Here is a 26,431-nt window from a genome sequence, read left to right as displayed (position 1 = left end):
GGTTTCCGAGGGGGGTGCGCTGGACCTGAGAAGTAGGTATGCCTTACCTTTACGGCGTGAGTTGGGCCGAGGCATTACCGAACCTTCTGATCTGCTTGCGGGAAGGCCTCGAGGCCGGTCTCGTGGTGACGATCCTGCTGGCAGCCGTGCGCAAGGCGTCGACGGCCGAGCGTCCGTTGTCCGCGACACCGGTCTGGCTCGGGCTGCTCGGGGCGGTGTCGGTGGCGGCCAGTTTCGCTGCCGTGCTGACCTATTCGACCAGCGTGATGTCGAGTTCGGCGCAGGAGACCGTCGGCGGCGTGCTGAGCGTGCTGGCGGTCGCACTGGTCACCTGGATGGTGTTCTGGATGCGCCGCACCGCCTCGACGCTGTCCAAGCAGCTGCGCGGTGAGGTGACCCGGGCCGCGGCCATCGGCGCCGGCGCGCTGGCGGTGACGGCGTTCCTGGCGGTCGGGCGCGAGGGCCTGGAGACCACGCTGTTCGTGTGGACCGCGGTCAAGGCCTCCGGCACCACCCTCGCCCCCCTGGTCGGCGCCACCATCGGCCTGATCGCGGCGGTCGTGCTGTGCTGGCTGCTGTACCGCCAGAGCGTGCGGCTCAACCTGGGCGTGTTCTTCAGCCGCACCGCGCTGCTGCTGATCGTGATCGCCGCGGGCGTGCTGGCCTACGGGCTGGGCGAACTGCAGAACGCGGGTGTGATCCCGGGTGCGCAGTGGATCGCCTTCGACTGGAGCGCCCACATCGACGCCAATTCCTGGTGGGCCTCGCTCATAACCGGCATCACCGCGCTGCAACCGAAGATGACCGTGCTGCAGGTGGTCGCCTGGGCGGTCTACCTCGTCGTGGTGCTCACCATGTTCGTCCGCGCGGGCGCCACCGCCCCGAAACCGGCCGCGCCCAAGCCCGAACCGGCCGAGGATCACGAGCATGTCAGCGACTGGTTCGAGCGGATCGCGGGCAAGCGCCTCGCGGTGGTGAGCGCGGCCCTGGTGCTGGTGCCCGCACTGGCCGCGGGCCTGGCCATCGCGCTGCTGCCCTCGGCGAGCGAAGGCTCGATCCAGGCGGTCTCGATCACCTCGAATTCCTGTGCGCCGGAATGGGGTTCGGCGCGTTCGGGCAGCCAGACCTTCTCGGTCAAGAACGACAGCGGCAAGGCGGGGGAGATCACCCTGGTCAATGCCGACGGCGCCATCGTCGGCGAGATCGAGACGATCGGCGCGGGCACCACCGCCGATATGACCGCGACCCTGAGCCACGGCAGCTACACGATCAAGTGCGCGATGTCGGGCCAGGCCGTGACGACCTCGGCCACCGTGCAGGTCAGCGGTACCGCGGACGCGCCGCCGGCGGTCAAGCCGGTCACCCAGGTCGACCTCAAGCCCGCCAACGACGCCTACCAGGCCGCCGCCGCGCAGGCCCTCGGTCAGCTCACCGGCACCCTCGGCGCGATCCGCAACGATCTGCACGCGAACAATATCGCCGCGGCGCAGGCGGATTGGCTGACCGCCCAGGAGCAGTGGGAACGGGTCGGCGCCTCCTACAACAGTTTCGGTGACAAGGGCACCGCCGTGGACGGCCTGCCCGGTGGCCTGCCGGACGGGGTGAACGACGACGGGTTCACCGGCCTGCACCGCCTCGAGTACGGCCTGTGGCACGGCCAGGGCGCCGCGCAGCTGCTGCCGGTGCTGGACAAGCTGGGCGCCGATATCGCCGCCGTGCAGCAGAACCTGACCTCGACCGATCTGGCCGGTGACCCGACCAATCTGCCGATCCGCGGTCACGAGATCCTCGAAGACGCACTGCGCGACCACATTTCGGGCATGGACGATCTCGGTGGCGGCGCCGCCTACCCACTCACGATGGCCGATATCGACATCACCCGCACCGTGATCAGCGGCCTGGGCCCGCTGCTCGATGAGCGCGCACCGGACCTGCGCCCCCTCATCGCCGCGCGCCTGGACACCCTGCAGCGGGCGCTGCTGGCCACCCAGGACAACGGCAAGTGGCGCCCGCCCGCCCAGACCCCGCATGCCGCACAGCAGTCCGTGAAGGCCGCACTCGGCGGCGCCCTGGAAGTTCTGGCCCGGGTTCCCCGGTTGCTGGAAGTTCCCGCCGCCCACTGATCCTCGACACGTAAGGCTTCCCTCCGATGAACCTCAGCCGACGCAGATTCCTCTCCGGTGCCGCCGCCGGTGCGGCCGGTACGGCCCTGACCGCGGGACTCGTCGCCGAAGGCGCCCGCGTGGACGCCGCGGCCGCGGCCTCGGGCGCGCCCTCGGCCGCCTCGTCCTACCCGTTCCACGGGGTGCATCAGGCGGGCATCCTCACCCCCGGGCCGGCGGACAAGCAGAACGCCTCCTGCTATGCGTCTTTCGATGTCACGGCGTCGGGCAAGGCCGAGCTGACCGAGTTGATGAAGACGCTCACCGCGCGCGCCCGCTTCCTCACCGCCGACAACACGCCGCCGGATCTGGGCCTGGGCCAGCCGCCGTCGGACAGTGACGTGCTGGGCCCGGATACGCCCGCCGACGGGCTCACCGTGACCACCGGTGTGGGCGCGAGCCTGTTCGACGACCGGTTCGGGCTGGCCAAGCTCAAGCCGGCGCACCTGACGCCGATGAAGATCTTCCCGGACGATTCACCCGAAGACGCGTGGATGCACGGCGATGTGATGGTGCAGTTGTGCGCGCACCACCCCGACACCGTCCATCACGCGATCCGCGACATCACCCGCCAGACTCGCGGTGCGCTGCAGTTGCGCTGGAAGATCGAGGGCTACAACTCGCCGCCGCGCCCCTCGGGCACGGGCCGGAACCTGCTGGGCTTCAAGGACGGCACCGCCAATCCGACCGGTAAGGATGCCGAATCGCTGATCTGGACCGATGATCCGGCCGAACCGGCGTGGACGCACGGCGGCACCTACCAGGTGGTGCGGCTGATCCGCATGCTGGTGGAGTTCTGGGACCGGGTCTCGATCAACGAGCAGGAGAACATGTTCGGGCGCCGCCGGGATTCGGGTGCCCCGCTGGACGGCAATCAGGAATTCGACACGCCCGACTACGAGCGCGATCACGACGGCACGGTCATCCCGCTGACCTCGCACATCCGCCTGGCCAACCCGCGCACCCCCGATACCGCACGCCAGCAACTGGTCCGGCGGTCCTACAACTACGACCTGGGCATGGATCCCAACGGCAATATGGCCGCGGGCCACATCTTCACCTGCTTCCAGCAGGATGTGCAGCGCCAGTTCGAGCAGATTCAGACCCGCCTGGCCGGTGAGCCGCTGACCGACTACGTGCAGCCCTTCGGCGGCGGCTACTTCTTCGTGCTGCCCGGCGTCACCGATGTGAACGACTGGTACGGGCGCGCACTGCTGAGCTGAGAACCTCCGTCACGCGGTAACGGCCGGGATGATTCGTCATCCCGGCCGTTTCGTTTCTCGCACAGCGTATTTCAGTTCGCGCCGGTTGTTTCCTGGGGTCGCAGTATGCCGGTGGCGCGGTCGGTGATCGCCTGCCGCAGTTCAGTTTCCGGTGTGTCCTGCAGCCCGGTCGCGCTGCGCAGGAACGGGCCGAACAGTTCCCAGCCCAGGATGAGCGCGCCGATGTGGGCGGCGGCGAGGGCGGCCTGTTGCTCGTCGGGGTATTCGGTGCGCGCGACCGAGACGAGCCGTTCCATGGTCGGGAAGCGCTTCTGCAGTTCGCCGACCGGATAACCGTCGAGCAGACAGCGGGCGATCACGGTCCAGTGCCGGCGCAGCCGGGGATCGTCGGTGCCCAATCCGGCGTGTTCGACGTGGGCTTCGGTGTCGGTGCCGAGGTATTCGAGCACCTGGCCGACGAGTTGTTCCTTGGCGCCGAAGTGGCGGAAGACCAGCCCGTGATTGACCCCGGCGCGTTCGGCGATATCGCGGATCGAGGTGGCGGTGGGCCCGCGTTCGGCGAAGAGGTCCGCGGCGTGGTCCAGGACGGCCGCGACGACTGCATCGCGGCCCGTCGGCGCCGCATCGCGGCCGGTGGGGGCCGTCTGCGAAGTTTTTGTTGCCCGATGTGTAGTCACGTGACTACGCTAGCATTCGAGTTGCTGTAGTCGGGTGACTACACCATCGCTCTCGCCATCGAAAGGAACCCGGCATGTCCGAATCCACAGGTACCGCCGTGCAGGATCCGTCCAAGGGACTGCAGCTCGGCGTGATCCGCCTCCCCGGCCATCCGCTGGTCTCGGGCCCGTTCACCCACCTCGCGGCCGAACGCGACCGCCTGGCCGGGCTGCGGTGGCAGCACTTCGATGCCCGCCAGGTCGGCGCCACCCTCGGCGCGGAGATCAGCGGCGTGGATCTGACCACCCCGCAGCCCGACGCGGTGATCGCCGACGTGCGCCGGGCCCTGCACGAGTACAAGGTGCTGTTCTTCCGCGACCAGCCGCTCACCTCGGCCCAGCACGTCGAATTCGCCCGCCGCTTCGGCGATCTCGAAATCCACCCCGCCATCCCGTCCAATACCGGCCAGCCGGAACTGGTGCGCTTCGAGAAGAGCGCCCAGGTCGCCGGTTTCGAGAACTCCTGGCACCACGACGTGACCTGGCGCGCGCAGCCGTCCATGGGCGCGATCCTGCACGCCGTCTCGGTCCCCGACATCGGTGGCGACACCCTGTTCTCGGACATGTACGCCGCCTACGACGTGCTCGACGACGAGACCAAGGCGCAGATCGAAAACCTCGACGCCGTCCACGATTTCACCCGCGTCTTCGGCCACGCCGCCCCCGAGGAACAGCGCAAGCAGATGCGCGAACGCTTCCCCTCGGTCGTGCACCCGGTGGTCGCCACCCACGCCGCCACCGGCCGCAAGCACCTCTACGTCAACCGCGTCTTCACCGAGAGCATCGTGGGCATGGACCCCGAGGCCGGCAATGCGCTGATCGACCGGCTCTGCCGTCAGGTCGACTACCCCGAGCACCAGGTCCGCCTGACCTGGCGGCCGGACACGGTCGCGTTCTGGGACAACCGCGCCGTTCAGCACTACGCCTCCAGCGATTACTGGCCGCAGATCCGCATCATGGAACGCGCGTCGATCGTCGGTCCGCGTCCCACCCGCTGACCGCCGCGCGGGTCCGCGTCGCAGTCGGCGCCTCACCCGTGTGGCGGCGATAGACGCGCCGGAAGGCGGCCGGATCCGCATAACCCACCGCGTTCGCGATCGCGTCGACGGGTTCGCGCGTGGTCGCGAGCAGCGTGGCCGCCCGGCCGACCCGCAGCCGATGCACGTACTCGGTGGGCGACAGGCCGAGACGGTCACGCAGACGCCGGGCCAGGGTGCGCGGGGAAACCGCTGCCGCCGCGGCCAATTCGTGCAGCGAGAGCTGACGGGTCAGATTGGCGTTGATGTGCTGTTCCACCGCGTGCAGCACCGGATCGGTGGCGCGCAGATGCTCGAGCACCATGTAGCGCGACTGCGACATGCGCGCATCGAGCACCAGATAGCGCGCCACCTGCTCGGTCAGCTCACCGCCGCCGAGCCGGGCGACCAGCGCCAGCAGCAGATCGGCATGAGCGAAAGCGGCACCGGCGGTGAGTATTTCGCCGCTGTCGACGACCATGTGATCGGCCCGGACGGTGACCTCGGGAAAGCGGCGCGCGAACAGCGGCGCCAGCCACCAGGTGGTGGTGGCCGCACGCCCCGCCAGCAGTCCGGTGGCGGCGAGTACGAAGGTGGCCGAGCACGACGCGGCCACCGTCGCGCCGGAGTCGGCGGCCCGCCGGATCGATTCGACGGCCCGCAGCGTCTCGGGCCGCGAGAGTAGTTCGCCGACGCGGGTCTCACTCGATGCGGAGGGGCCCGGAATCACCAGCACATCCCCGGGCCCGAACCGCGCTGAACCGAGCGAGGTTTCGGTATCCACGGCGATGGATCGCCCGCTCCCGGAGCGGACCGGTCTGCCGTCCAGCGACACGACGCGCTGGCCCAGCCGCCCGCCCTGCGCCTCACCGGCGAGTCCGGCGGCCGTGTCGACGATGTCGAGCCCGATACCGAGGGCGCCCTCGAGCACACCGTCGAGCGCGAGGTGGGTAATCATCTGGCGAGATTAGACCGAAGAGTGGCGATCTCGTCAATAGCGGAGTCCTTGCTCGCTGCGGCAAGGTTTCGTTTGTGCAGCAATCTCTCCCGCCGGAATCCCGCGATGACGACCTCGCCGACTTCGAGCCCCGATCGATCACGCTCGACGGCGCCACGCGCACGGTCCACGTCGGCGGCACCGGTCCCGCGGTCATCGTGATGGCGGAAATGCCCGGAATCAGCCCCGATGTGGCGCGCTTCGCGCGCTGGGTGCGCGAGGCCGGGCTCACCGTCTACCTGCCGTCGCTGTTCGGCCGCGACGGCGCCTACCCCGAGGCCGCCGCCGGCGCGGAGGTCTTCAAACGCGCCTGTGTCAGTGCCGAGTTCCGGGCCTTCGGCGCCGGCAAGTCGAGCCCGGTGGCGAGCTGGCTGCGCGCCCTGGCCGCACAGGCCCACGGTGAATGCGGCGGCCCGGGCGTCGGCGCGCTGGGCATGTGTTTCACCGGCAATTTCGCCCTGACCATGATGCTCGAGCCCGCCACCCTCGCCCCGGTGCTGTGCCAGCCGTCGCTGCCGCTGGACGAGCCTGGCGGACTGGAGATTTCACCGGCCGAGCTGGCGGCGGTGCGGGAGCGGATCGACCGCGAGGACCTCGTGGTGCGCGCCTACCGCTTCGAGGGCGACCGCTTCTGCACCGAACAGCGTTTCGCCGCCTACGCCGCGGCGCTGGGTCCGCGCTTCGAGCCGCGGCTCCTGCCCGCCGCGGCCGCCAATCCCGCGGCGCCGCCGTTCTTCTCGCAGTACATCGGCTGCCCGCACAGTGTGGTCACCGCGCATCTGATCGATGCCGCGGGGGAGCCGACCCTCGCGGCCCGTGACGAGATCATCGCCTTCCTCGTGCAGCGGCTCACCGGTGCCGGGGACGCTCCGCTACAGTGACAGCGTGTCTACTGAGTGGGCCTGGCGTGAACGAGCGCCGGGGCCCGCTGCGTACAGTGGGGCGCACCGATCCGCTGACGCTGGGAAACGCTATGGCCGCCAATGCTTCCGGAACCGATCGGCTCACTGCCACCGGACGGTTCAACCACTACGCGAGCACCTATCTCGCCCCTGTCGCACGCTTCTACGGCCGCCTGCACGGTCGCTTGTACCGGCTGTTCGGCGGTACCCGCTTCACCACGCTGTCGGGTGCGCCGGTGTTCGAGCTGACGGTGGTGGGCCGCAAATCCGGTGAACCGCGCCCGGTCATGCTCATGCTGGTACGCGACGGGGAGGACCTGCTGGTGTACGGGTCCAACGGCGGGCATCCCGGCACCCCGAACTGGTGGAAGAACCTGGCGGCGGCCGGCACCGCGCAGGCGCGAGTGGGCCGCGAGACCCACACGGTGACCCTGCGCGTGGTCACCGACGAGGACGAATACGAAAAGCGCTGGCGCGCACTGCTGGAGGTCTACCCGCACGCGGCCGCCTACCGGGCGCTGAGCAGCCGGCAATTCCCCATCGGAGTCCTCAGCCCGCAGTAACCGATCAGGCGCGGAGCGGATGCGCCAGCTGCTCGGTCAGCAATCGGCGAGCGGTGACGAGCGACGGGCCGTACCAGGTGAGGCTGCGCCCCTCGACGAGTGCCACCTCGATGCCCGGAAAGGCCTCGGGCCCATCGGTTTCGGTGAAGACATAAGGTTCGTCCGGCAGCACTGCCAGGTCCACGCCCGCCGTCAGCTCCGCTACCGGCACCGTCGGATAACGCTCGGGTAGCGCGGCGTGCACGAGGCGCAGTCCCAGCCGGCGCGCCAGATCGCCGGTGAAGGTGTCGCGCCCGACGACCATCCACGGGTCACGCCACACCGGAATCACCGCGGCACGCAACGGTTCCGGCGCGGGCTCGGCCCATTCGGCCGCGGCCTGCTCCAGCCATTGCGGCACGGCGATATCCAGGGCCACGGTGAACAGTCGCCGCATGGACTCCAGGGCCTCATCGAGGGTCCGAATCCTGGTCACCCACACCGCGATTCCCGCCGCCCGCAGCCGCTCGACGTCGATGCGGCGGTTCTCCTCCTGATTGCACACCACCAGATCCGGTGCGATCTCACCGATCCGGCGTACATTCGGATTCTTGGTCCCGCGCACCCGCTCGACCTGCAGCTCCTGCGGATGGGTGCACCACTCGGTCGCGGCGACCAGCAACCCCGGACAGGTGACCGCGATGGCTTCGGTCAGCGACGGCACCAGTGACACGACCCGCCCGACCGGGCGCCGCACGGCAACGGCCGCCCCGAGATCATCGACCACCCCGTCGCTGGGACCCATACCCGCCAGCCTAGTTCCTCCGTGCGGTGCACACGGAATTCGTGCCGTCCTGTTCAGGTGGGGAATTTCACCACTAATGCGATTCACCCGTCGCGGACCGCTCGCGTTGGGATTCACGTCACGAGGGATTCATGGCGTATTTGATTCCGGCCGGAAATGTCTCGGTACCTTTCTTCCCTGCGGACATTCTTCGCTCTGCTCGACAATTCCAGTCAGATCGGGAGGAAGTGCTGTGCCCCAATCAGGTTCGGGTTTTCCGAGGCGTCGATTCATCGGGAGCGCCCTCGGCGCGGCCGCATTGACCGGTGGTCTGCAGCTGTTGCCCTCCGGTATGGCCGAAGCGCTCGCGGCGCCGAGCCGCAAGGGCACGCTCAACGATGTCGAGCACGTGGTCGTCCTGATGCAGGAGAATCGTTCCTTCGACCACTATTTCGGCACCATGCGCGGGGTGCGCGGGCTCGGTGACGCCTCCGTCGTGGTCAAGCCGGACGGCCGGAACGTCTACTACCAGCCCGATTCGGGTCGCACCGACGGCGGCTACCTGCTGCCCTTCCATGTCGACACCGGCCAGGTCGACGGCCAGGACCTCGGTGACCTGCCGCACGGCTGGACCGATCAGCACCGCGCGATCAACGGCGGCTGGAGCGATGGCTGGACCTCGGCGAAAGGCGAGATGACCATGGGTTACTTCACCGATGCCGACATCCCTTTCCATCGCGCCCTCGCCGATGCCTTCACCGTCTGCGACCACTACTTCTGCTCGGTGCTGGGACCCACCACACCCAATCGGCTCTATCACTGGACCGGAACCATCGACCCCGCCGGGCAATTCGGCGGACCGGCCATCAGCAATCCCGCCGACTACAACCCCGTATACAAGTGGACCACCTACCCTGAGCGATTACAGGCCAAGGGGATCACCTGGAAGGTCTACTCCAACGACGAGATCGGCGACGACGGCGTGCACCCCTTCGTCGGCGACTACGGTGACAATCCGTTGTGGCTGTTCGACGCCTACCACGATCCGAAGAACACCGAACTCGCCACTCGCGCGAAGGTATTCGGGGTCCAGAACTGGAAGCCCGATTCCGGCCAGGGCAAGGACGTCGGCCACGTCCTCGCCGATTTCCTCGCCGACTGCGCCGGCGGGAACCTGCCGCAGGTCTCCTGGGTGGTGGCTCCGTACGGATACAGTGAGCATCCCGCCGCACGCCCCGTCGACGGGGCCGCCTACACCCAGGCCGTACTGAAGGCATTGTGGGGCAATCAGAAACTGTGGAACTCGACCGCGCTGCTGATCAATTTCGACGAGAACGACGGCTTCTTCGATCACGTCCCGCCGCCGATGGCGCCCGCGGGCACCCCTGGGGAATTCGTCAACGGTCTGCCCATCGGCCTCGGGCCGCGCGTGCCCATGCTGGTGATTTCGCCGTGGAGTCGTGGGGGATGGGTGAATTCGCAAGTCTACGACCATACTTCGGTCATCCGTTTCCTCGAACAATGGACCGGAGTGCAGGAGCCCAACATTTCCCAATGGCGCCGATCCATTTGCGGAGATCTCACCGGCTGTTTCGATTTCGCCAAGCCCGACACCACCATTCCCGTACTGCCCGACGCCGATGCCCTGCGGGCACAGGCCGATGCGACCCAGAGTGCACTGCCCGCCCCGTCCCCGCCCGCCGATCAGCAACCGCCCGAACAGGAATCGGGCACTCGACCGGCACGGCCACTGCCGTATGCCGCCGTCGCGAACGGAACCCTCACCGCCGCAGGCGCCTTGACCACGACCTTCGCCAACAACGGCGCTGCCGACATCCAGCTGGGCGCCTACCGGGCCGACGGGCGCACCGACGGTCCCTGGCCCTACCTGGTGAAAGCGGGCGCCAAGGTCAGCGACACCTGGAACGTGCAGAACTATGCCGACAAGAAATACGGCATCGCGATCCACGGCCCCAACCGGTTCCTCTGGCGCATGACCGGCACCTCCACCTCACCCCTGGAGGTGACCGCGTCCTACACCTCCGACAACAAACTCCAACTGTCGATGACCAACAAGGGAAAGGCCACGGCCACAGTGACGGTGCAGGCCAACGGTTACCGCTCCGACGGCCCGTGGGCCTACACCATCAAGGCCGGGCAGACCACGACCGATACCTGGAATGCCCTGCGCTACGGGAACGGCTGGTACGACCTGTCCCTCACCGTGGACACCGACCCGGCCTACACCCGCGACTTCCGCGGGCACATCGAAGACGGCCACGCCAGCGTCACCGGCTGACGCCACCGCGCATACCGCGCCGGGCAATCCGGACAAGGCGCTAGATTCGTGAGCATGATCAGCAGCGCCCCGGTACGCATCGGGATTCTCGGAGCCGCCACTATCGCGCCCAATGCGCTCATCCGCCCCGCGGCGGGCAACCCCGAAGTGGTGGTGGCCGCGGTCGCCGCCCGCGACAGCGCCCGGGCCCGCGCCTTCGCCACCAAGCACGGCATCGACAAGGTGCACGACTCCTACGAGTCCCTGCTGGCCGACCCCGACATCGACGCCGTCTACAACCCGCTGCCCAACGGCCTGCACGGCGTGTGGACCCGCGCCGCGCTGGCCGCCGGCAAACACGTCCTGTGCGAGAAGCCCTTCACCGCCAATGCCGCCGAAGCCAAGGAAATCGCCGTTCTCGCCGCCGATTCCGACCGCGTGGTCATGGAAGCCTTCCACTACCGCTACCACCCCCTGACCCACCGCATCGAAGAGATCGTCGCCTCGGGCGAACTGGGCCGCCTCACCAAAGTAGAAGTGGCCTTCTGCTTCCCCCTCTTCAAGTTCTCCGACATCCGCTACAACTGGGCCCTGGCCGGCGGCGCCACCATGGACGCCGGCTGCTACGCCCTGCACATGGCCCGCACCTTCACCGGCGAGATCCCCGAAGTCGTTGCGGCCCAAGCCAAACTCCACAACCCCCAGATCGACCGCGCCATGACGGCGGACCTGCGCTTCCCCGGCGGCGCCACCGGCAATATCCGCTGCTCCATGTGGTCCTCCGATATCCTGCGCATCTCGGCCCGCCTCACCGGCGACAAGGGGACCCTGCACGTCATCAACCCCCTGGCGCCCCAATGGTTCCACCGCTTCACCGTCAAAACCGCGAACGGCAAACGCATGGAACACTTCACCCGCCGCCCCACCTACAACTTCCAGCTGGACGCCTTCGCCGGCGCGGTCCTGCACGGCGAACCCGTCGCCACCCCACCCGAAGACGCGGTGGTCAACATGGCCCTCATCGACGCCGTCTACTCGGCCGCCGGCCTGCCCGTCCGGGAACCCACCCCCCGCTAGAAACCCGCAAGACCAGGCACCGGCCAGGTCGCGCCCGGCGCGCCCCGGTCGGGTGCTCCTGCGTTCGGGGGCCGGATCTACGGGATCGAGTAGACGACGAGGACCTGGTCGGGGGCGTCGGTGACGGTGAGGGCGGCGTGGGTGAGGGTCAGCAGGCCACGGGTGGGGTGACGGATCTGTTTGGTGCCGGAGCGATTGGTGGCGATGTCGTAGCGGGGCCACCAGGCGTCGGCTTCGGTGCTGGCCGTACGGAGTTCGTGTGCGAGGGCCGGGAAGCGCGGGTCTTCGGGGTGATGGCCGGCGTTGGTGCGCAGGCGGGCCAGGACTGTTTGGGCTACCGCGGACCAATCCACCAGGAGTTCTTTTGCCTTGGGGTCGAGGAAGATCCAGCGGGCCAGGTTGGGAGTCGCGCCGGGTGCGTGATCGATGAGGGACGAGAAGAGTTGTGCGGCGGCCTCGTTCCATGCCAGCACGTCTGTCGTGGCGCCGGTGATGTAGGCGGGGGCCGGGTGCAGCAGGGCGGGGATTGCCGCCACCTCGGGTGATACCTGCTCACGCGCAGCAGTTGTGGGTGCGGCGGCGGGCCGGGTGAGTTCGGGGGTGGGGTCCGAGAGCGAGTGCAGGTGAGTGCGCTCCTCGGCGGTGAGGCAGAGGGCGCCGGCGATGGCGGCGAGGACTTGACCGGAGGGCCGGACATTGCGGCCTTGCTCGAGGTAGGTGTACCAGGTGGTGCTGACCCCGGCCAGGACGGCGAGTTCCTCGCGGCGCAGGCCGGGAGTGCGGCGGCGCGGGGAACCCGGGAGGCCGACCTCGGCGGGGGTGGTCTGCTCGCGGCGGGCGCGGAGGAAGGCGCCGAGCTCGCGTCGGCGGGCGCGGGCCGGGTCGTCGTCGGCGGTCATCCTGGCAGTCCTGGTTCCACGATCACACGGCTCTGGATATCACGTCCCGGTGAGAGTGAGCTGAGGGACATGAAGGCATGGCAGATAACCACACCCGAAAGCGGCCTGCAGCTGGCCGAATTGCCCGATCCGGAACTGCGTGGCGGTGGCGCGACGCTGGACATACTCGCGGTACAGATCCCCGCCTACACCGCCGACCTGGTCGCGGGCGGCCGCGGCGGGTTCCCGCTGCCGATCGTGCTCGGCGCGGCCGGAATCGGACGCGTGACCGCGACCGCCGACGATGTGTTCGGCGTGCGCCAGGGCGATATCGCCGTCGCCACCGGCCTGTTCCGCTCCGGCCGCGCCTCCGCCCCGGAGGAAGCACTGCTGGGCTGGACCGGAATCGGCGGCGACGGCCGCCCCACCCCGACCACCGACCGAATGCGCGACGTCTGGCGCAACGGCCTGTGCGCGGAACGGGCCCTGCAACCGGAACGCACCCTACTAGCTCTGCCCGGGGCGGAAACCTACAAGGCCACCGAGCAACTGGCCTTCCTGCCGTGGCTCGGCATCGCCGGCGCGGGCATCGAACGCGCCGAGGTGCGCGCCGGCCAGACCGTCGCGATCGTCGGTGCCACCGGTCAACTCGGCTCGGCCGCAGTGCTGGTCGCCCTCGCGCGCGGCGCGGCGGCGGTGGTCGCGATCGGTCGCAACCGCGACGCCCTGGACGCTCTCGCGGGCATCGACCCGCGCGTAATCCCCGTGGCGCTCACCGGAGATCGCGGCGTCGACGGCCCGGCCATCCTCGCGGCCGCCGGTCCCGTCGACGCCGTCATCGACACTCTCGGCGCGGCACCGACACCGGAACCCACCATGTCGGCCTATCAAGCGATCCGGACCGACGGTCAGTGGGTCCTGGTCGGTGGTGTGCGGCAGGACCTGCCGATCCCGTACAGCGACTTCATGCACCGCCGCCTCACCCTGCACGGCTCCTGGATGTGCAGTGACAATACCATCCTGGACCTGTGGTCGATGGTCCGCGCCGGCGTCATCGACCTGTCACTGCTGGACATCCAGATCGTCGGCCTCGACGATCCTGCCGCCGCACTGACCGCGGCCTCACACCGCCACGGCCTCGAAATCGTCGTGCTCATGCCCTGAATCCCGCGGTGGCCGACCGAACCACTGAGCGAGGACGGACCCGAGTGCCGCACCTGGCTCGGATGATGGTGCGGCCCAGCAGATATAGCCGTCGGGACGCACCAGCAGCGAGTCGGGAACCGGCGCGAGCACGATATCGACCCGATCCGACCAGCGCGCCGCCGCCGCGGCGATCGCCGCACTGCCCGCGACGAGTACGCCACGGCCCGAACGCAACCGGACGAACAGCCGCTCTTCCGGTAGCTCGAGGTCGCGCGCGGGGCGCCCGAGCAGCGGGTGATCGGGCGCGGCGGGCATCGAGTACCGGCTCGCCTGACCACTCAGCATCTCCGCGAGATAGGTGCGGGTGTCCGCCAACGTGACCAATTCGGTGAAGAGCGCCCGCAATTCATTGATATCGCTGTCGGCCGCACCGCGGTTCATGAGCGCGCCCTGCGCTCGCACATTGAACAGCACACGTTCCGCGACCGGGTGTCGTTCCTGATCATAGGTATCGAGCAGCTCGCTCCCGGCGCTGCCGTCGAGGACGGCGGCGAGCTTCCAGCCCAGATTGAATGCGTCCTGAATACCCGTGTTCATGCCCTGCCCGCCGAAGGGCGGATGTACATGCGCCGCATCGCCGGCGAAGAACACCCGCCCTTCCCGATAACGGCGCAGCTGACGCGTGGAATCGGTGATCCGGAATCGGTCCTGGATATCGAGAACTTCGATCTCCGCACCGAAAACAGTCAGGCTCGACCGGATTTCGTCATCGGTGACGGGAAGGGCGCGATCCTCGGGATGGGCGGGCCCGCCGAAACCGACCCGGAAGTGATCACCGAACGGCAGCATCATCGCCCAGTCGCCCGCATCGTCCCAGCGCCAATGGGTGCCGCCGGTACGGAAATGCGCGGCGCCGCAGAGCCACACGTCGGCGCCCGCCGAGGTATTGGTCGCGGACGTGCCGGGAAATTCGACGCCGAGCAGCGACCGGACAGTACTGTGCGCCCCGTCGGTGGCGACCAGGTAGGAGGCACGCACCTCGTACCGCCGTGAGCCGTCCGAGATCGCGGCGGTGACACCCGCCGAATCGGTGCTGAGGCCGACCAATTCGTGTCCACGCCGCACCGGTGCACCCGCCGCCGCGAGATGCTCCCCGAGTACGCCCTCGATAATGTGCTGCGGCACCAGCCGCCCGACCAGGCGGTCATCGAGGTGACCGGCATCGAGCAGAATCCCGGCGAAATGTCCTGCGTTCGAAGGATAGTGGCCGGTAGCCAGCAAAGGATCCAGCAGCCCGCGCTGTTCGAAGATCTCCAGCGTCCGCGACTGCACACCACCGGCGCGCCCACTCGCACTCAGCCCGGCCCGCCGCTCGACGAGCAAGGCCGCCACCCCCGCGAGCCGCAGTTCGGCCGCGAGCATCGAGCCGGTCGGTCCGGCGCCGACGATCAGCACATCGGTGTCCATCAGATCCTCCTTCGATCGGTTGCATGCTCCACCCTGCGCGCGGAGACTCGGGAAAGCTCGGAATGCGGTGCAGGATGGTGGATTTCGGAGTCAGGGGACCGGTGGTGGCGAATTCCGACGGATACGACGAGCTGGACCGGCAATCGGGTGGCACCGAGATCACCTGCCTGGCCCAGCCCGAGCACGAGAGCGACGGTGACATCCTGCTGTTGCAGCGGCTGCCCCGCACCTCGCGCATCGAATCGGTGACCGCGCACTACCTGCTGCACCGATTCATCACCCGCGCCGAGGGTCTGGTCACCAAACAGGGCCCGCTCACCGCGGACCAGGTCGAGGCCCTGCGTCCGGAGGTCACCGCCGGTGCGCCCACCGTCCTGGAGGCGCTCTACTCGTACCTGACCGAGCGGCTGGCGAATCTGCCGGGCCTGCTGTCGATGGAGAGCGCCCCGGTGGTCCGGACGGTGAAAAGGATTGTCCACCAGCCCGGCGCCGCCATCCGCGGCTATCCGAGCAGTTCGTCCAGATAGCACCAGCGCCAGGATTCGCCCGGCTCGACACTGCGCATGACCGGGTGACCGGTGTTGTTGAAGTGCTTGGTGGCGTGATTGCCGGGGGAGGAGTCACAACACGCGACATGCCCGCATTCCAGGCACATGCGCAGATGCACCCAGACCAGGCCCTCTTCGAGGCATTCGGTGCAGGCGTCCGGGTGATCGGGGACGCGCACGCAGGGCGCCTCGCGCAGGTGCTCACAACCACCGGTCACGGGCGCGCGCAACGGGGTCCCGTCGTCGTCCTCGGCTTCGGCGATGCGGTCGATGGTGGATTCCTCGAGGTCGAGGTTGGCCAGCACCGCCTGCAGCACCTCCTGGTCGATGGTGCCCGAATCGCGCACGCGCAGCACGACTTCGCGTTCGGCGGCCAGCATGACCAGGCGTAGTCGCCGGTATTCGCCACTGGGCGTGACCCGCTGGGATTCCGAGCGCCCCAATAGCTCCCACGCCGAACTGGCGCGGCGCGCGACACGGCCACGCAGCAGGTCGACGACCTCGGGCGGGGTCTCCGGCACGATATTGGCCTGCAGCGCCTCGAGTCCCGCGCTGGTGGCCTGCTGCAGCAGATTGGCCTCCTGCAGCAGATCCTCGGCGCGACTGGGCCCGCGCAGGCGCAGCACCCGCACCAGCATCGGCAGCGAAAGTCCTTGCAGCAGTAGCGTTCCGGCCACCACCACGACGGCGAGCAGGATCAGCACCGAGAGGTCGGGTGTATCCAATGGCAACAGCAGCGCCGCGGCCAGCGTCACCACGCCACGCATACCCGCCCACGACACCACCGCCGGACCGGTCCAATGCGGTTTGGGCTTCCCCTGCCGCTTGCCCTCCACCGCCCAGGAGAAGAAGGTCGCCGGGAACACCCAGATCGGCCGCACCACAACCACGGTCGCCAGCACGGCGGCACAGGTCAGCACCAGCGTCGTATGCGGCAGGTCACTGTGCCAGGCGTCGTCCACGATATGCCGCACCTGCAGGCCGATCAGCAGGAAGACCGCGCTCTCCAGAATGAATTGGATGGTGCGCCAATTGGTGTGCTCGGCAATGCGGGAGGCCGCGCTCTGCCAGCGCGGCGCCTCGTGCCCGAGAATGAGCCCGCAGGTCACGACCCCGATCACACCGGAGGCGTGAATGGCCTCGGCGGGCAGGTAGGCCACCCACGGCGCCAGCAGCGTCACACTCGTATCGAGCACGGGATCGGTGATCCGGCGCCGCAGGAAGATCAGCACCAGCGCCGCGGCCACACCGATCAGGGCGCCGCCGCCCGCCGCGCCGAGGAAACTCGCGCCGGCCTGCCAGATGGTGATGCTGCCCGCCATGGCCGCCACCGCCGTGCGCAGGGCGACCAGCGCGGTGGCGTCGTTGAACAGTGATTCGCCCTCGAGCAGGGTCACGATGCCGCGCGGCATGCCGACCCGTCGCGCGACGGCCGTGGCGGCCACCGCATCCGGCGGCGCCACCACCGCGCCGATGGCCACCGCGGCCGAGAACGGCACCGGCAGCATCCAATACACGACCGCGCCCACCGAGAACGCGGTGAACAGCACCAGCCCCACCGACAGCAGCGTGATCGACATCTTCTTGGGCCGGAAGTCGATCAGCGAGGTGCGCACGGCCGTGGTGTACAGCAGCGGCGGCAGCAATCCCAGCAACACCAGTTCGGGCGGCACATCGATCTCCGGCACGAACGGCAGATACGACCCGATCACACCCGCCACCGTGAGCACGAACGGCTCACCGACCCCGAGCCGGCGTGCCCCGGCGGCCAATGCCACCGCCACCGCCACCAGCAAGACGAGTCCGAACGCCCACTCCACCCGCCTATAGTGCCAGGACCGGGGCGTAAAAACCGCATTGGCTCGCGCACGGCGAACATCCCCGGCCCGGGGCGGCGGTCAGCTCAGCTTGCTCAGCACGTTCTTCGCGAGGGCGACCGCGGCATTCTCGGCCTCCGGCGTGGACGCATAACCCTTCACGTCGACGACGATGTTCACATTGCCGTCGTTGATCACCGCCATGGCGTCGTAGCCGACCTTGCCCACGACCATCTCGGTCTGTGGACCGGCGAACACGTAGCTGTCGTCGCCCACGCCCTGCAGCGGATTGTCGGTGCCGGCCACGGCATCGAACATGGTGAACAGCTTCTGGTCCTCGTCCTTCTTGGAAGGCACACCGTTCGTGGTCAATCGGGCATCGGCCTGGTAGAGACCCTGTGGCGCATCCCCTTTCCAGCTGGGGCTGCGGAAGAGCATGGGTGCGTCGGCGGGACCGATCGGGGCCGTGTTCAGTCCGCCCTGACAGGACCGGAAGTCCAAGTGCGCCGCGGTCAGCGTCGCTTCGTCGGCGAGCAGGCAGGATTCGGGAATGTTGGTGTAGAACTTCTTCTTCAGCGCGGGGCTACCCGTGATCGACGGGAGTGCGGCCGGCGCCGGTTTGGTGGTCCCGGAATGCTTGGTGCTCACCGCGATCACCAGACCGACGACCACCAGCGCGACCACACCGGCGCCGCCTGCGATCCACGGCCACCGCTTGCGCGGGGGCGGGACCGGAGCATTGCCGCCGTAAGGGAACCCCGGGGGCTGCCCCCACCGTTGATTCGGGTTCGGCGGCCACTGCTGTTGCGGTGGAAATTGCTGTGTCAATTCGTCCCCCTCGATGGTCTTCAGGATTTGAGCTTGGCCATGCCCGATTTCGCGATGGTGGTCAGCATGGCCAGCGCATCGGATTCGGATGGGATGGTCGCGTTGGTCTCGTCGCTGCCGCGTTCTTCGTAGAAGGTGATGGAGTACACCATCCAGCCGTCACGGATGAACAACTTCACGTCGGTGCGCGGATACTGCTCGGTGTTCGGCTGAACCACCTGATAGGCATCATCGGCGAGGCCCGGCACCCGAGTGACCTTCGATTGCGGGAAGTCATTGGTGAAATCACCGGTGACCTGCGACTGATAGGCGGCCGCGAATTCCGGTCCCGGATCGCTCTGTTTGTGCAGGACGGCGCTGATCCCGAGGGATGCGGTCACCGGATACTTCGCGTCTTTGCTGCCGGGCACGAGGAAAGCGATATCGCATCCCATTTGATCCAGTGCCGCATGACGGAACGTCGATGCGGAGGGATTCTTCATGCCGTCCTCGCTGGGGCTCACGGTGAAACCACGACCGGTCAGCGGCGTGTAATCCGTTGCCGTGCACAGATCGTCGACCGTGTGATAGCCGCGCAGATCCGCCGTGCCGGCGGTGGCGCCGGCGGCGGGATGACCCGCCACCACGATCACCACACCCCAGACGAGAGCAGTCACCACGACCGCGACGAGGGCCCACAACCAGCGGCGTCCTTTTCCTGGCATCATCGCTGCGCCCCCGCTACTTCCGCAGCCGCGGCAGGGTGCCTGTCGCGATCGCCGTCAGGACGTTCTTCTTGTCGTCCTTGTTGATGTCGGTGTCCTTGGTGACCTCATTGCTCATCGGCTCCCAGTTCACCTCGAACACGGCCCAGCCGTCGCGGACCCACAGCGTCATCGGCTTCTCGTCGGCATCGGTGTAGACCGTGTAGGCCTCGTCGCCGAGCCCGGTCACCGGTTCCACCTGAGCGGTCTTGCCGTCGGCGGCAGGCTGTTTCGCCGCATCGAAGTCCGCGCGGAATTCCGGCACCGGATTCGTCTGCTTGTGCACCGTGAAGTTGGTCTCGACGAACACCGTGCCACCGCCGCGCACCGAATAGGTGGTATCGCAGGAGGCGGAGTCCACGGCCGCGCCCCGCGAGGTGACCGAGCGTGGCTTCGCGAAGTCCTCGGTATCGGGTTCGAACCCGGTCTTGGCGATCACGCTGAAATCGGCCGTGTCACAGAGCTTGTCGACCACATGGTAGCCGCGATCATCGGGACTGCTGCTCGAAGCCGAGTCGGTGGAGCCGCCCGAGCGCAGCGCGATGAGCGCGCCGGCACCGATCACCGAGGTGACCAGCACCGCTGCCAGCGGCAGCACCCAGCCACGGAACGCCTTGGGTTTCGGCGGTGGTGGCGGAGGTGGAAACCCTTGCGGGGCAAACGCTTGCTGTCCGGGGACGTACCCCGGATACGGCTGTTGCGGCGCCCATTGTTGCTGCGCCGGCTGCTGCGGCCATTGTTGTTGCGGTGGATACTGCTGTTGCGCTGGAAACTGTTGCGGTGGATATCCGTACGGCTGTGGTGCCGGCGTATACCCGTACGGCGATTGCCCCGGTGGCTGTTGCGGCCCCGGTGGCGGCCCCCCATTCACGACTGTGTTCTCCCGCCCCTACGCGATCTGAATGCTTCGCGATGCTAACAGGCAGATGACCGCGGTGCGTGCCCGGAGTGAACAGCGATCAGCCGGCGCGAGGGGCCGACTCCATGGGTTTGCGGCTGTCGCGCCACGCGTTGATACCGCCTGCCAGGCTCGACGCGTCATAGCCCGCCCGGCGGGCCAGGGCGGCGAAACGCAGTGAGACCTCGCCGACAGGGCAGACGAAAACCAGTGGGCGCGAGCGAGAGAATGGGATGCCGTGGGCCAGCATGTCGTCGAGTTGATCGTCGCGGATATTGAGGGCGCCCGGGATGTGCGCGATGCGATAGGCCATGGCGCCGCGGGTGTCGACGATGGTCGGGCGGGCGGTGCGGTCGAGCTCCTCGAGCTGATCGGGGGACAGCGCGGGCGTCTCGGCCAGCTCGGCGGGCGAGGGCGGTTGGGCGCGACCGGGTTTGCCGAACAGTTCGGGGCGGCGTTTGCGAATGTAGGACAGGTAGGGCTCGATGCGGTCGCAGACGATGAAGACCGCGACGATCGGGCGCTCCGGTGTCGAATCCGGCAGCGCGGAAAGGTATTCGAGGGCGGCGGCATAGGTGGCCCCGCTGGTCGGCCCGGCGAGCACGCCGTGCTCGGTGGCCAGTTCCAGGGTCGCGTCGACCGCGCGCCCTGCTTCGACGGCGATGATGCGGTCGTAGAAGTCGGGCTGGAACAGCCCCACATCCCACATCTCGGTTTCCGAGCGGATGCCCGGAATGAAGTCGCTGCGCTCGGAGACCACCGCGACGGTCTTGAGTTCGGGATTGTGCTTGCGCAGGAAAGTGGCCGCGCCACGGGTCGATCCGGTGGTACCCAAACCGCCCACCAGGTAGTCGACGCGGGTGATGCCGTCGCGGGTGAGGTCCTCGTGGATCTCGCGCCCGGTGCCCTCGTAGTGCGCCTCGATGTTCTTCTCGCTCGTGTACTGCGAGGGATGGAACCAGGCACCCGGCGCTTTGGCCATGGTCGATTCGATGACCGAGTACACGTCGTTGGGTGCGGTGGGGTCCGGGCATTCCGACAGCCCGGGTAGTTCCTCGATCTCGGTGCCGAACAGCTGCAGCAATTCCCGCACTTCGGCGACCTTGATGCGATTGGTGACCGCCCGCAATCCGATCCCGTGCAGCGCGCCCAGAATGCGCAGCGCCTTGGCGGTATTGCCGCTGGAGGCTTCGATGAGGGTCTGTTCGTTCGCGACGATATCGTCGAGTTCGTCGCGGATCATGCCCCACGCCACCCGGTCCTTGACCGACCCGAACGGGTTGTAGAACTCGAGTTTGGCGTACAGCTCGATATTCGGCAGTCCATGCACGGCCGGATCCAGCCGCAGCAGTGGCGTATTGCCGATGAGTTCGGTGATGTGGTCGTAGCGCATCATTGCACCTCGTGCCGTTCCGGGGCGGGTTCGTAATCGTGATCCCGGCATACCTGGAAACCGCCGTCGTAGTGTGCGACAGCGAGTTTCGGTGGCAGTGGGTGCATGGATGCGGTCGCTGCCGAGAGATCCATATGGTAAGCGGCGGTATTGGGGAACACGATCACGTCGCCGGGGCCGGGACGCCGCGGCAGCCACACCTTGTGATTGGTGATGAGATCGCGTTCCAGGCACAGCCGCCCGGCCAGGAACACGCCGGCCGGACCGGAATCGGCGGGCGCCGCGGCGGAATTCGCGGGCAGCAGGATGGGATCCACCATCACCTCCTGATCGGCGGGGGTGACCGTGTCACGGCTGACATCGAGATTCACCAGGGTGCTGCCATCGGCGGTCTCCTTGACGAACTCCACGCGCGCCGCGGTGATTCCGGCATGATCGACCAGCGCCTTGCCCGGCTCCAGCCATAAGTCGAGGAGGTTCTCGTCCGCGATGCGGGCGACCGTGCGCCCGCCGTGCGCCTCGAGTCCGGTATCGAGCAGATCGGCCAGCATGCGATCCGCCGGCACGGTATTGGCGTACTTGTGAAACACCGGCGTGCCGTGCACCGCGCCGCCGTCGAGGTGATAGCCGAAGGTGTTCCCGCCCCACGCCATCGGTTCGCCACGGCCCAGCAGTGATTCACGCAGCGCGATCACATACGCGTCGAACGCATCGGGATCGGCGGTGAACACCTGCCGGAACCCGCCGCCGATATTCAGCACGGCCGGCGCCAGCCCGTGTTCATAGGCGAGCTCGGTCAGCGCCAGGCAATTCTCCACCGCGCGTACCCGTTCCACCGGCTCGCCGGAGTCGAGATGGAAGGCGAACCCGCGGAAGTCGAGCCGATCCCGGTACGCGGCGAGGATCTCGAAGGCCTCGCCGAGCTGACGCACCGGCACCCCGAACCGGCTGACCGGCGTCCCCGGGAATCCGGAGACCCGCAGCAGCACCGGCACTCCGGCCTGGTCCGCGCCGAGTTCGGCCAGCCGCCGCAACTCCCACAGATTGTCGACATTGATGGTGGCCCCGCTGCCGATCAGCGTGCGCAGGAACCCTTCTCCCTTGGGCCCGGTGACTTCGATACGGGCGGGCCCGAATCCGGCGCCGACCGCACCGGCCAGCTCGGCCTCGGACGCCACATCGATGGCGACGCCGGCGCGTTCGGCGGTGCGCACGAACGCCCGGGATTGATTCACCTTGTGCGCGTAGCAGATCCGGAACCCGCTCAGCCGCTGCCGCAGGACCGCTTGCAGTCGCTGCAAGTTGGCATCGAACACCTGCGGGAACATCAGATGCGCGGGGGAGCCGTACTGCGACAGCGCACCCTCGACCGCGCCGGGGGCATCGAGGAACGCGCGCACCAGCGGATGCAGATATGCCGGGAGGATCGGCGGCGCGGAAACCTCCGTCATACAGCGGTTTCCGTGGTGGCGGGCGTCGGCAGGGTGGCGGTGGCCGGTTCGGTGAGCTCCGCGGTCGGGTTGTAGCCGCTGTCGCGTAAGGCCTCGAAGGCGCGGTGCCGGTTGCGCGGGCTGCGGAATTCGGCGATGACCCGCTTACTGGTCAGGTCGACGTCGCGCACGCCGATGCTCATGGATTCCAGCACACCCGTGATCGTGCGCACGCAGTGCTTGCAGCTCATGTCCGGCACGTAGAACACCTGGTCCTCGGCGGCGAGTTCGCCGGTCTCCGAGCCGGTGTCGGCCGCGACCTCGGCCACGGTCACCGTCGGCACCACGGCCGCGAACAGCTCCGTGAACTTGTCCACCACCACGGGCAGAGTGCTGTAGTGCGCGCCGCCGAGCTGATGCGGCATGGCGGCCAGGCACGCGGGCCGGGTACCGGGCGGCAGCAGCGCGTACTGGCGCGAGATCACGTCGAGTTCGTCGTGGTACTTGGTGATGGCGTCGGCCACGCTCAAGCCCTCGACCTGGGTGGCGCGCCGCATGGTGCGGTGCGCGTCCTCGATGGTCATATCCTTCATGGCGCGCAGCGTGGCAACGGTTTCGGCGGAGTAGCGGATGGTGCCGTCGGGTTGCGCGCACAGCGTGACCGCGATCATGCCGCGCCGGTAGCTGGATGCCTGCAGCTCCCAATACCAGCGGGTTGCCACCGCGGAGTAGATGCCGGAATCGCGCATGCCGTGCGCGAATTCGGCCGCGGTGCGATACGGGGTGGCGCGGGCCAGCAGCGCATGCTGGGCCAGCGCGCGCCCGCAGGCCTCGATGCCGACGCGGAAGATGTCCATGGGGTCGTGGTCGGTGGTGGTGCCCTCGAGCACGGCCTCGTCGCGCGGGCTCATCTCCGTGATGCGGGTGGCCAGGCCGGTATCGGCCTCCAGCGCATGCCAGAGCGCCAGCACGGTCTCGCGCATGGCGATGGGCACGAGCGGACCCAGTCCGCCGGAATGGAAGTGCCCGGTATTGGGGATGCCGTCGCTGTCGGTCCAGGTCATGCGATGGGTCGCGCTGGTGACCTGGTCGGCGCGGCACGGGCGCATGAACCGTTCCAGGTATAAGCGCTGCGACAGCGTCAGGTGCGATCCGGCCTCGGGACGCAGTGGCGCAGCGGTGTATTCGATACGCCGGGGCGGCGGTACCAGCGCAGGCGTCCCGAGCCCGGGGCGGGCCAGACTCGCCAGCACGCGGGAGGCGGCTCGGCGGTCGTAGCGGGGTTCGTGGCCGTTCATGGTCATCTGACCTCCTCGGCTATCGTCGCGACACACTCGGTGAACCGGTCGATCTCGTCGAGGGTGTTGTAGAGGTGGGTGCTGACCCGCACCGAATCCTCGTCGGCAGGCGAATTGTCGGTGGGTATGCAGTGCGCGCCGGTGCGCACCAGGAATCCGAGTTCGCTGAGCACGAACCCCAGATCGGTGGCGCTGATCCCGGCGAGGGTGAAAGATACTATGCCGTAACCAGTTTCGCAGGGCGCATGCGCCGGTCCCGGGAGGAACTCCAGGCCGGGAATCGGGCGCAGGCCGGTGATCAGCCGCTGGGTCAGGGCGCGATTGTGGGATCGGATGGTGTCGAGCCCGAACTCCTCCAGGACCTGCAGGGCCGTGCCCAGTGCGAGGATGCCCGGAATATTGTGCGTGCCGCCCTCCATCAGCTGCGGCATCGGGCCCGCCAGCAATCCCGACTCGTCCAGTGACACAGCCGAATTGCCGCCCGGCAGGAACGGCGCGAGCTCGCCGTGGCGGCGACGGCGGCAATACAGGACGCCGGTGCCGGGGGCGCCGAACATCTTGTGCGCGGAGAACACCGCGAAGTCCGCGTCGAGTTCGTCCACTCGGACCGGCACGTGCCCGCCGCTCTGACTGCAGTCGAAGCACAAGGCGATGCCCGGATCGATGCGCCCGCGCAGTTCCTCGAGCGTGGTGAGCGCCCCGAACACGTGGTGCAGATGCGAGACGGCGATCAGACGGGTCCGCGGGGTGATGCGAGCGAACAGGTCCTCGAAATCGGCCTCGCCGAGGGCGTTCACGCGATAGGGCGTCAACCGGATGCTGCGCCCGAAGCCGTGCAGGATGCGCCGCAGGTGCTGCCACGGATACACGTTGGAGGCGTGATCGCGTGGGCTGTACAGGATTTCGTCGCCGTCGCGCAGATTGGTCAGGGTCCACGACAGTGCGACCGCATTGAGTCCCGCGGTGGCGCCGCCGGTGAACACCACCTCGTCGGGTTCGGCGCCGATGAACGCGGCCATGCGCTCGCGCACCGCCTCGATCTCGCGGGTGAGGCTGCCGGCCCACGGATAGGTGCCGCGACCGGCATTGGCGGTGCGCGAGGAATGGTATCGATGCACGGTGCTGATCACCGCGGCCGGCTTCTGCGTGGTGGACGCGGAATCCAGATAGACGTCGGTGGTTTCGCCCAGCGCGGGGAACAGGTGGCGCACGGCCGGGCGCACCGGATCCCGGGCGGCGTCGGGCCCGGCGGTGGACGCAGGCGCAGAGAACCGCACCGTGCCCTCCCTCCAGGAGTTCGCGCTGGACCCCACCAACGATACGCAGTTTTCCCGCGCGGCTCGAAGGTTCTCGCCCGCAACCTCTTTCGCCGGTACCTTCTCGTTACCGACGCAAAGGGCATGCGGGTACCCCGGTGGACGCCGTCCCAGTGGTTACGAACGGCGTCTCAGCGGTCGGGCCCGCCGGGATTGCACAGCGCGGCAACCGTGGCGTCGTACCCGACCGCCGGGCGCCACGGCTCGAGATTCCAGCTGACCTTGTCGGGCGCGACGACCCGGGCGTACTGCCAGTGACATTTGAATTGGTCGTACATGCCGGGAGTGTCGGCATCGGGGGCGTCCGCGAGGACCTCCTGCCAGGCCCGGTCGCCGGCGGTGGGGAAGGTATCGGTGCGCCCGGCCTGGGTGGGGTAGACGTGCAGGCGCCGGCCGTCGGTGTCGTCGGTCCACTCGGTGTGGTCGATGAGCGGCTGATCGGCGAGCGGATCCACGGCCGGGACCGCGGTGGGACTCGCGGCGGGTTGCGCGCCGGACGAGGTCGCGGCGGCCGAGGTGACCGGGGCCTGCGCGGTCGGCGCGGCGGCGGGCGGCACGGGCGGGAGCGAACCGACCACCACGGGAGCGGATTCCTGCGCGGCGCCACAACCGGTCAGTACCAGTGCCAGCGCGAATGCGGACAGGCCACTCGACAGTTTCCTGCGCTGTCGCATCGGCCTCTTCCTTTCCACGTCGTCCACGGGGTTGCGGAACGACGCCACCAGCAATGATCTCACCGTCAGGAACCGTTCCCCGGCGCTGAAATACCAGTGTCTCGCATTTGCCAGCGCTGGTGCATTGGCCCAGACAGCACCTACGATGTCACGCGCAGGACGGTTCCGGAAAGAGGGGACCGTCCGGCACCTGTGGTACCGGATGGTTGCTGTCCTCGCTTGCGATGTGCACGCGGTACGGGACGCTGGAGAGACTGTAGGGGCGCGTAATGGTGGCGACGACTGTGAAATGTCTTGT

At 68.3% G+C, this 26,431-nt stretch carries 23 protein-coding genes; 9 read left to right on the top strand and 14 right to left on the bottom strand.

Annotated elements, in window-relative coordinates; genetic code table 11:
• Positions 1-56 precede the first annotated feature (56 nt).
• Positions 57-2,123 (top strand): iron uptake transporter permease EfeU, encoded by a 2,067-nt coding sequence (efeU, locus tag ACH438_RS39040; RefSeq protein ID WP_397014898.1) that lies wholly within the window; start codon positions 57-59, stop codon positions 2,121-2,123.
• 26 nt (positions 2,124-2,149) lie between these two features.
• On the top strand, positions 2,150-3,385 hold the full coding sequence (gene efeB / locus ACH438_RS39035) for an iron uptake transporter deferrochelatase/peroxidase subunit (protein ID WP_397014896.1): 1,236 nt from the start codon (positions 2,150-2,152) through the stop codon (positions 3,383-3,385).
• A gap of 71 nt (positions 3,386-3,456) precedes the next feature.
• On the opposite strand, the gene ACH438_RS39030 is transcribed toward efeB, so the two are convergent.
• A complete protein-coding gene (locus tag ACH438_RS39030) occupies positions 3,457-4,062 on the bottom strand; it encodes a TetR/AcrR family transcriptional regulator (protein ID WP_397014894.1) in 606 nt (201 codons plus the stop codon).
• A 74-nt stretch (positions 4,063-4,136) separates the two neighbouring features.
• Between ACH438_RS39030 and ACH438_RS39025 the strand changes: the two genes are divergently transcribed.
• Positions 4,137-5,099 (top strand): TauD/TfdA dioxygenase family protein, encoded by a 963-nt coding sequence (locus ACH438_RS39025; protein ID WP_397014892.1) that lies wholly within the window; start codon positions 4,137-4,139, stop codon positions 5,097-5,099.
• Here ACH438_RS39025 and ACH438_RS39020 read toward each other — a convergent pair.
• The gene (locus ACH438_RS39020; protein ID WP_397014890.1) at positions 5,056-6,075 is read right to left on the bottom strand and encodes a GlxA family transcriptional regulator; all 1,020 of its coding nucleotides are present in this window, start codon (positions 6,073-6,075) and stop codon (positions 5,056-5,058) included. The genes ACH438_RS39025 and ACH438_RS39020 overlap by 44 nt on opposite strands.
• A gap of 74 nt (positions 6,076-6,149) precedes the next feature.
• Between ACH438_RS39020 and ACH438_RS39015 the strand changes: the two genes are divergently transcribed.
• On the top strand, positions 6,150-6,995 hold the full coding sequence (locus tag ACH438_RS39015; protein WP_397014888.1) for a dienelactone hydrolase family protein: 846 nt from the start codon (positions 6,150-6,152) through the stop codon (positions 6,993-6,995).
• 26 nt (positions 6,996-7,021) lie between these two features.
• The gene (locus ACH438_RS39010) at positions 7,022-7,579 is read left to right on the top strand and encodes a nitroreductase/quinone reductase family protein (protein ID WP_397014886.1); all 558 of its coding nucleotides are present in this window, start codon (positions 7,022-7,024) and stop codon (positions 7,577-7,579) included.
• 4 nt (positions 7,580-7,583) lie between these two features.
• Here ACH438_RS39010 and ACH438_RS39005 read toward each other — a convergent pair whose 3' ends face one another.
• The gene (locus ACH438_RS39005; RefSeq protein WP_397014884.1) at positions 7,584-8,363 is read right to left on the bottom strand and encodes a helical backbone metal receptor; all 780 of its coding nucleotides are present in this window, start codon (positions 8,361-8,363) and stop codon (positions 7,584-7,586) included.
• A 232-nt stretch (positions 8,364-8,595) separates the two neighbouring features.
• Between ACH438_RS39005 and ACH438_RS39000 the strand changes: the two genes are divergently transcribed.
• Positions 8,596-10,641 (top strand): phosphocholine-specific phospholipase C, encoded by a 2,046-nt coding sequence (locus ACH438_RS39000; RefSeq protein ID WP_397014882.1) that lies wholly within the window; start codon positions 8,596-8,598, stop codon positions 10,639-10,641.
• 54 nt (positions 10,642-10,695) lie between these two features.
• Positions 10,696-11,697, top strand: a complete 1,002-nt coding sequence (locus ACH438_RS38995) for a Gfo/Idh/MocA family protein (protein ID WP_397014880.1) — start codon at positions 10,696-10,698, stop codon at positions 11,695-11,697.
• 77 nt (positions 11,698-11,774) lie between these two features.
• Here the strand turns inward: ACH438_RS38995 and ACH438_RS38990 are convergent, their stop codons facing one another.
• Complete coding sequence (locus ACH438_RS38990) at positions 11,775-12,596, bottom strand: helix-turn-helix transcriptional regulator (protein WP_397014878.1); 822 nt, start codon at positions 12,594-12,596, stop codon at positions 11,775-11,777.
• 69 nt (positions 12,597-12,665) lie between these two features.
• Here ACH438_RS38990 and ACH438_RS38985 point away from each other — a divergent pair, with 69 nt between their 5' ends.
• Positions 12,666-13,739 carry a zinc-binding dehydrogenase gene (locus ACH438_RS38985; RefSeq protein WP_397014876.1) on the top strand — a complete coding sequence of 358 codons (1,074 nt, stop codon included), beginning with the start codon at positions 12,666-12,668 and terminating at the stop codon, positions 13,737-13,739.
• Here ACH438_RS38985 and ACH438_RS38980 read toward each other — a convergent pair.
• Positions 13,698-15,188: an FAD-dependent monooxygenase gene (locus tag ACH438_RS38980; RefSeq protein ID WP_397014874.1), complete on the bottom strand. Its 1,491-nt coding sequence runs from the start codon at positions 15,186-15,188 to the stop codon at positions 13,698-13,700. The two genes, ACH438_RS38985 and ACH438_RS38980, sit on opposite strands and share 42 nt — an antisense overlap.
• Before the next feature lie 104 nt (positions 15,189-15,292).
• Here ACH438_RS38980 and ACH438_RS38975 point away from each other — a divergent pair, with 104 nt between their 5' ends.
• Positions 15,293-15,715: a hypothetical protein gene (locus tag ACH438_RS38975; protein WP_397014873.1), complete on the top strand. Its 423-nt coding sequence runs from the start codon at positions 15,293-15,295 to the stop codon at positions 15,713-15,715.
• Here the strand turns inward: ACH438_RS38975 and ACH438_RS38970 are convergent.
• The 9 genes from ACH438_RS38970 to ACH438_RS38930 form a co-directional block, all read right to left on the bottom strand.
• Entirely contained in the window at positions 15,691-17,556 is a 1,866-nt protein-coding gene (locus tag ACH438_RS38970; RefSeq protein WP_397014871.1) for a Na+/H+ antiporter, read from the bottom strand. The genes ACH438_RS38975 and ACH438_RS38970 overlap by 25 nt on opposite strands.
• Positions 17,557-17,634: 78 nt before the next feature.
• Positions 17,635-18,381 carry a hypothetical protein gene (locus tag ACH438_RS38965; RefSeq protein ID WP_397014869.1) on the bottom strand — a complete coding sequence of 249 codons (747 nt, stop codon included), beginning with the start codon at positions 18,379-18,381 and terminating at the stop codon, positions 17,635-17,637.
• Between the two features lie 20 nt (positions 18,382-18,401).
• Positions 18,402-19,088 carry a hypothetical protein gene (locus ACH438_RS38960; protein WP_397014867.1) on the bottom strand — a complete coding sequence of 229 codons (687 nt, stop codon included), beginning with the start codon at positions 19,086-19,088 and terminating at the stop codon, positions 18,402-18,404.
• 13 nt (positions 19,089-19,101) lie between these two features.
• A complete protein-coding gene (locus ACH438_RS38955; protein WP_397014865.1) occupies positions 19,102-19,722 on the bottom strand; it encodes a hypothetical protein in 621 nt (206 codons plus the stop codon).
• Between the two features lie 361 nt (positions 19,723-20,083).
• Complete coding sequence (locus ACH438_RS38950; RefSeq protein WP_397014863.1) at positions 20,084-21,418, bottom strand: pyridoxal-phosphate dependent enzyme; 1,335 nt, start codon at positions 21,416-21,418, stop codon at positions 20,084-20,086.
• Positions 21,415-22,866, bottom strand: a complete 1,452-nt coding sequence (locus ACH438_RS38945) for a decarboxylase (RefSeq protein WP_397014861.1) — start codon at positions 22,864-22,866, stop codon at positions 21,415-21,417. The genes ACH438_RS38950 and ACH438_RS38945 overlap by 4 nt, the downstream gene beginning before the upstream one ends.
• Positions 22,863-24,149: a heavy-metal-associated domain-containing protein gene (locus tag ACH438_RS38940; protein WP_397014859.1), complete on the bottom strand. Its 1,287-nt coding sequence runs from the start codon at positions 24,147-24,149 to the stop codon at positions 22,863-22,865. The genes ACH438_RS38945 and ACH438_RS38940 overlap by 4 nt, the downstream gene beginning before the upstream one ends.
• Positions 24,146-25,420 (bottom strand): aminotransferase class V-fold PLP-dependent enzyme, encoded by a 1,275-nt coding sequence (locus ACH438_RS38935; protein WP_397014857.1) that lies wholly within the window; start codon positions 25,418-25,420, stop codon positions 24,146-24,148. Before ACH438_RS38935 ends, ACH438_RS38940 begins: the two co-directional genes overlap by 4 nt.
• 170 nt (positions 25,421-25,590) lie before the next feature.
• Positions 25,591-26,133 (bottom strand): DUF2599 domain-containing protein, encoded by a 543-nt coding sequence (locus ACH438_RS38930; RefSeq protein WP_397014855.1) that lies wholly within the window; start codon positions 26,131-26,133, stop codon positions 25,591-25,593.
• Positions 26,134-26,431: the final 298 nt, after the last annotated feature.

Origin of the sequence: Nocardia sp. NPDC020380 (assembly GCF_044386975.1) — a bacterium.
In the GTDB taxonomy this organism is placed as follows: Bacteria; Actinomycetota; Actinomycetes; order Mycobacteriales; family Mycobacteriaceae; genus Nocardia.
Note: the sequence above shows the minus strand (reverse complement) of the source record. Positions and strands in the feature narration are given on the sequence as shown.

Bases quoted from the DNA above. Each gene is read 5' to 3' on its own strand.
- ACH438_RS38960 (WP_397014867.1), bottom strand. From the start codon at position 19,088: ATGATGCCAGGAAAAGGACGCCGCTGGTTGTGGGCCCTCGTCGCGGTC.
- efeB (WP_397014896.1), top strand. From the start codon at position 2,150: ATGAACCTCAGCCGACGCAGATTCCTCTCCGGTGCCGCCGCCGGTGCG.
- ACH438_RS38930 (WP_397014855.1), bottom strand. From the start codon at position 26,133: ATGCGACAGCGCAGGAAACTGTCGAGTGGCCTGTCCGCATTCGCGCTG.
- ACH438_RS38945 (WP_397014861.1), bottom strand. From the start codon at position 22,866: ATGACGGAGGTTTCCGCGCCGCCGATCCTCCCGGCATATCTGCATCCG.
- ACH438_RS39025 (WP_397014892.1), top strand. From the start codon at position 4,137: ATGTCCGAATCCACAGGTACCGCCGTGCAGGATCCGTCCAAGGGACTG.
- ACH438_RS38950 (WP_397014863.1), bottom strand. From the start codon at position 21,418: ATGATGCGCTACGACCACATCACCGAACTCATCGGCAATACGCCACTG.
- ACH438_RS38940 (WP_397014859.1), bottom strand. From the start codon at position 24,149: ATGACCATGAACGGCCACGAACCCCGCTACGACCGCCGAGCCGCCTCC.
- ACH438_RS38995 (WP_397014880.1), top strand. From the start codon at position 10,696: ATGATCAGCAGCGCCCCGGTACGCATCGGGATTCTCGGAGCCGCCACT.
- ACH438_RS38990 (WP_397014878.1), bottom strand. From the start codon at position 12,596: ATGACCGCCGACGACGACCCGGCCCGCGCCCGCCGACGCGAGCTCGGC.
- ACH438_RS38980 (WP_397014874.1), bottom strand. From the start codon at position 15,188: ATGGACACCGATGTGCTGATCGTCGGCGCCGGACCGACCGGCTCGATG.
- ACH438_RS39020 (WP_397014890.1), bottom strand. From the start codon at position 6,075: ATGATTACCCACCTCGCGCTCGACGGTGTGCTCGAGGGCGCCCTCGGT.
- ACH438_RS38985 (WP_397014876.1), top strand. From the start codon at position 12,666: ATGAAGGCATGGCAGATAACCACACCCGAAAGCGGCCTGCAGCTGGCC.
- ACH438_RS39005 (WP_397014884.1), bottom strand. From the start codon at position 8,363: ATGGGTCCCAGCGACGGGGTGGTCGATGATCTCGGGGCGGCCGTTGCC.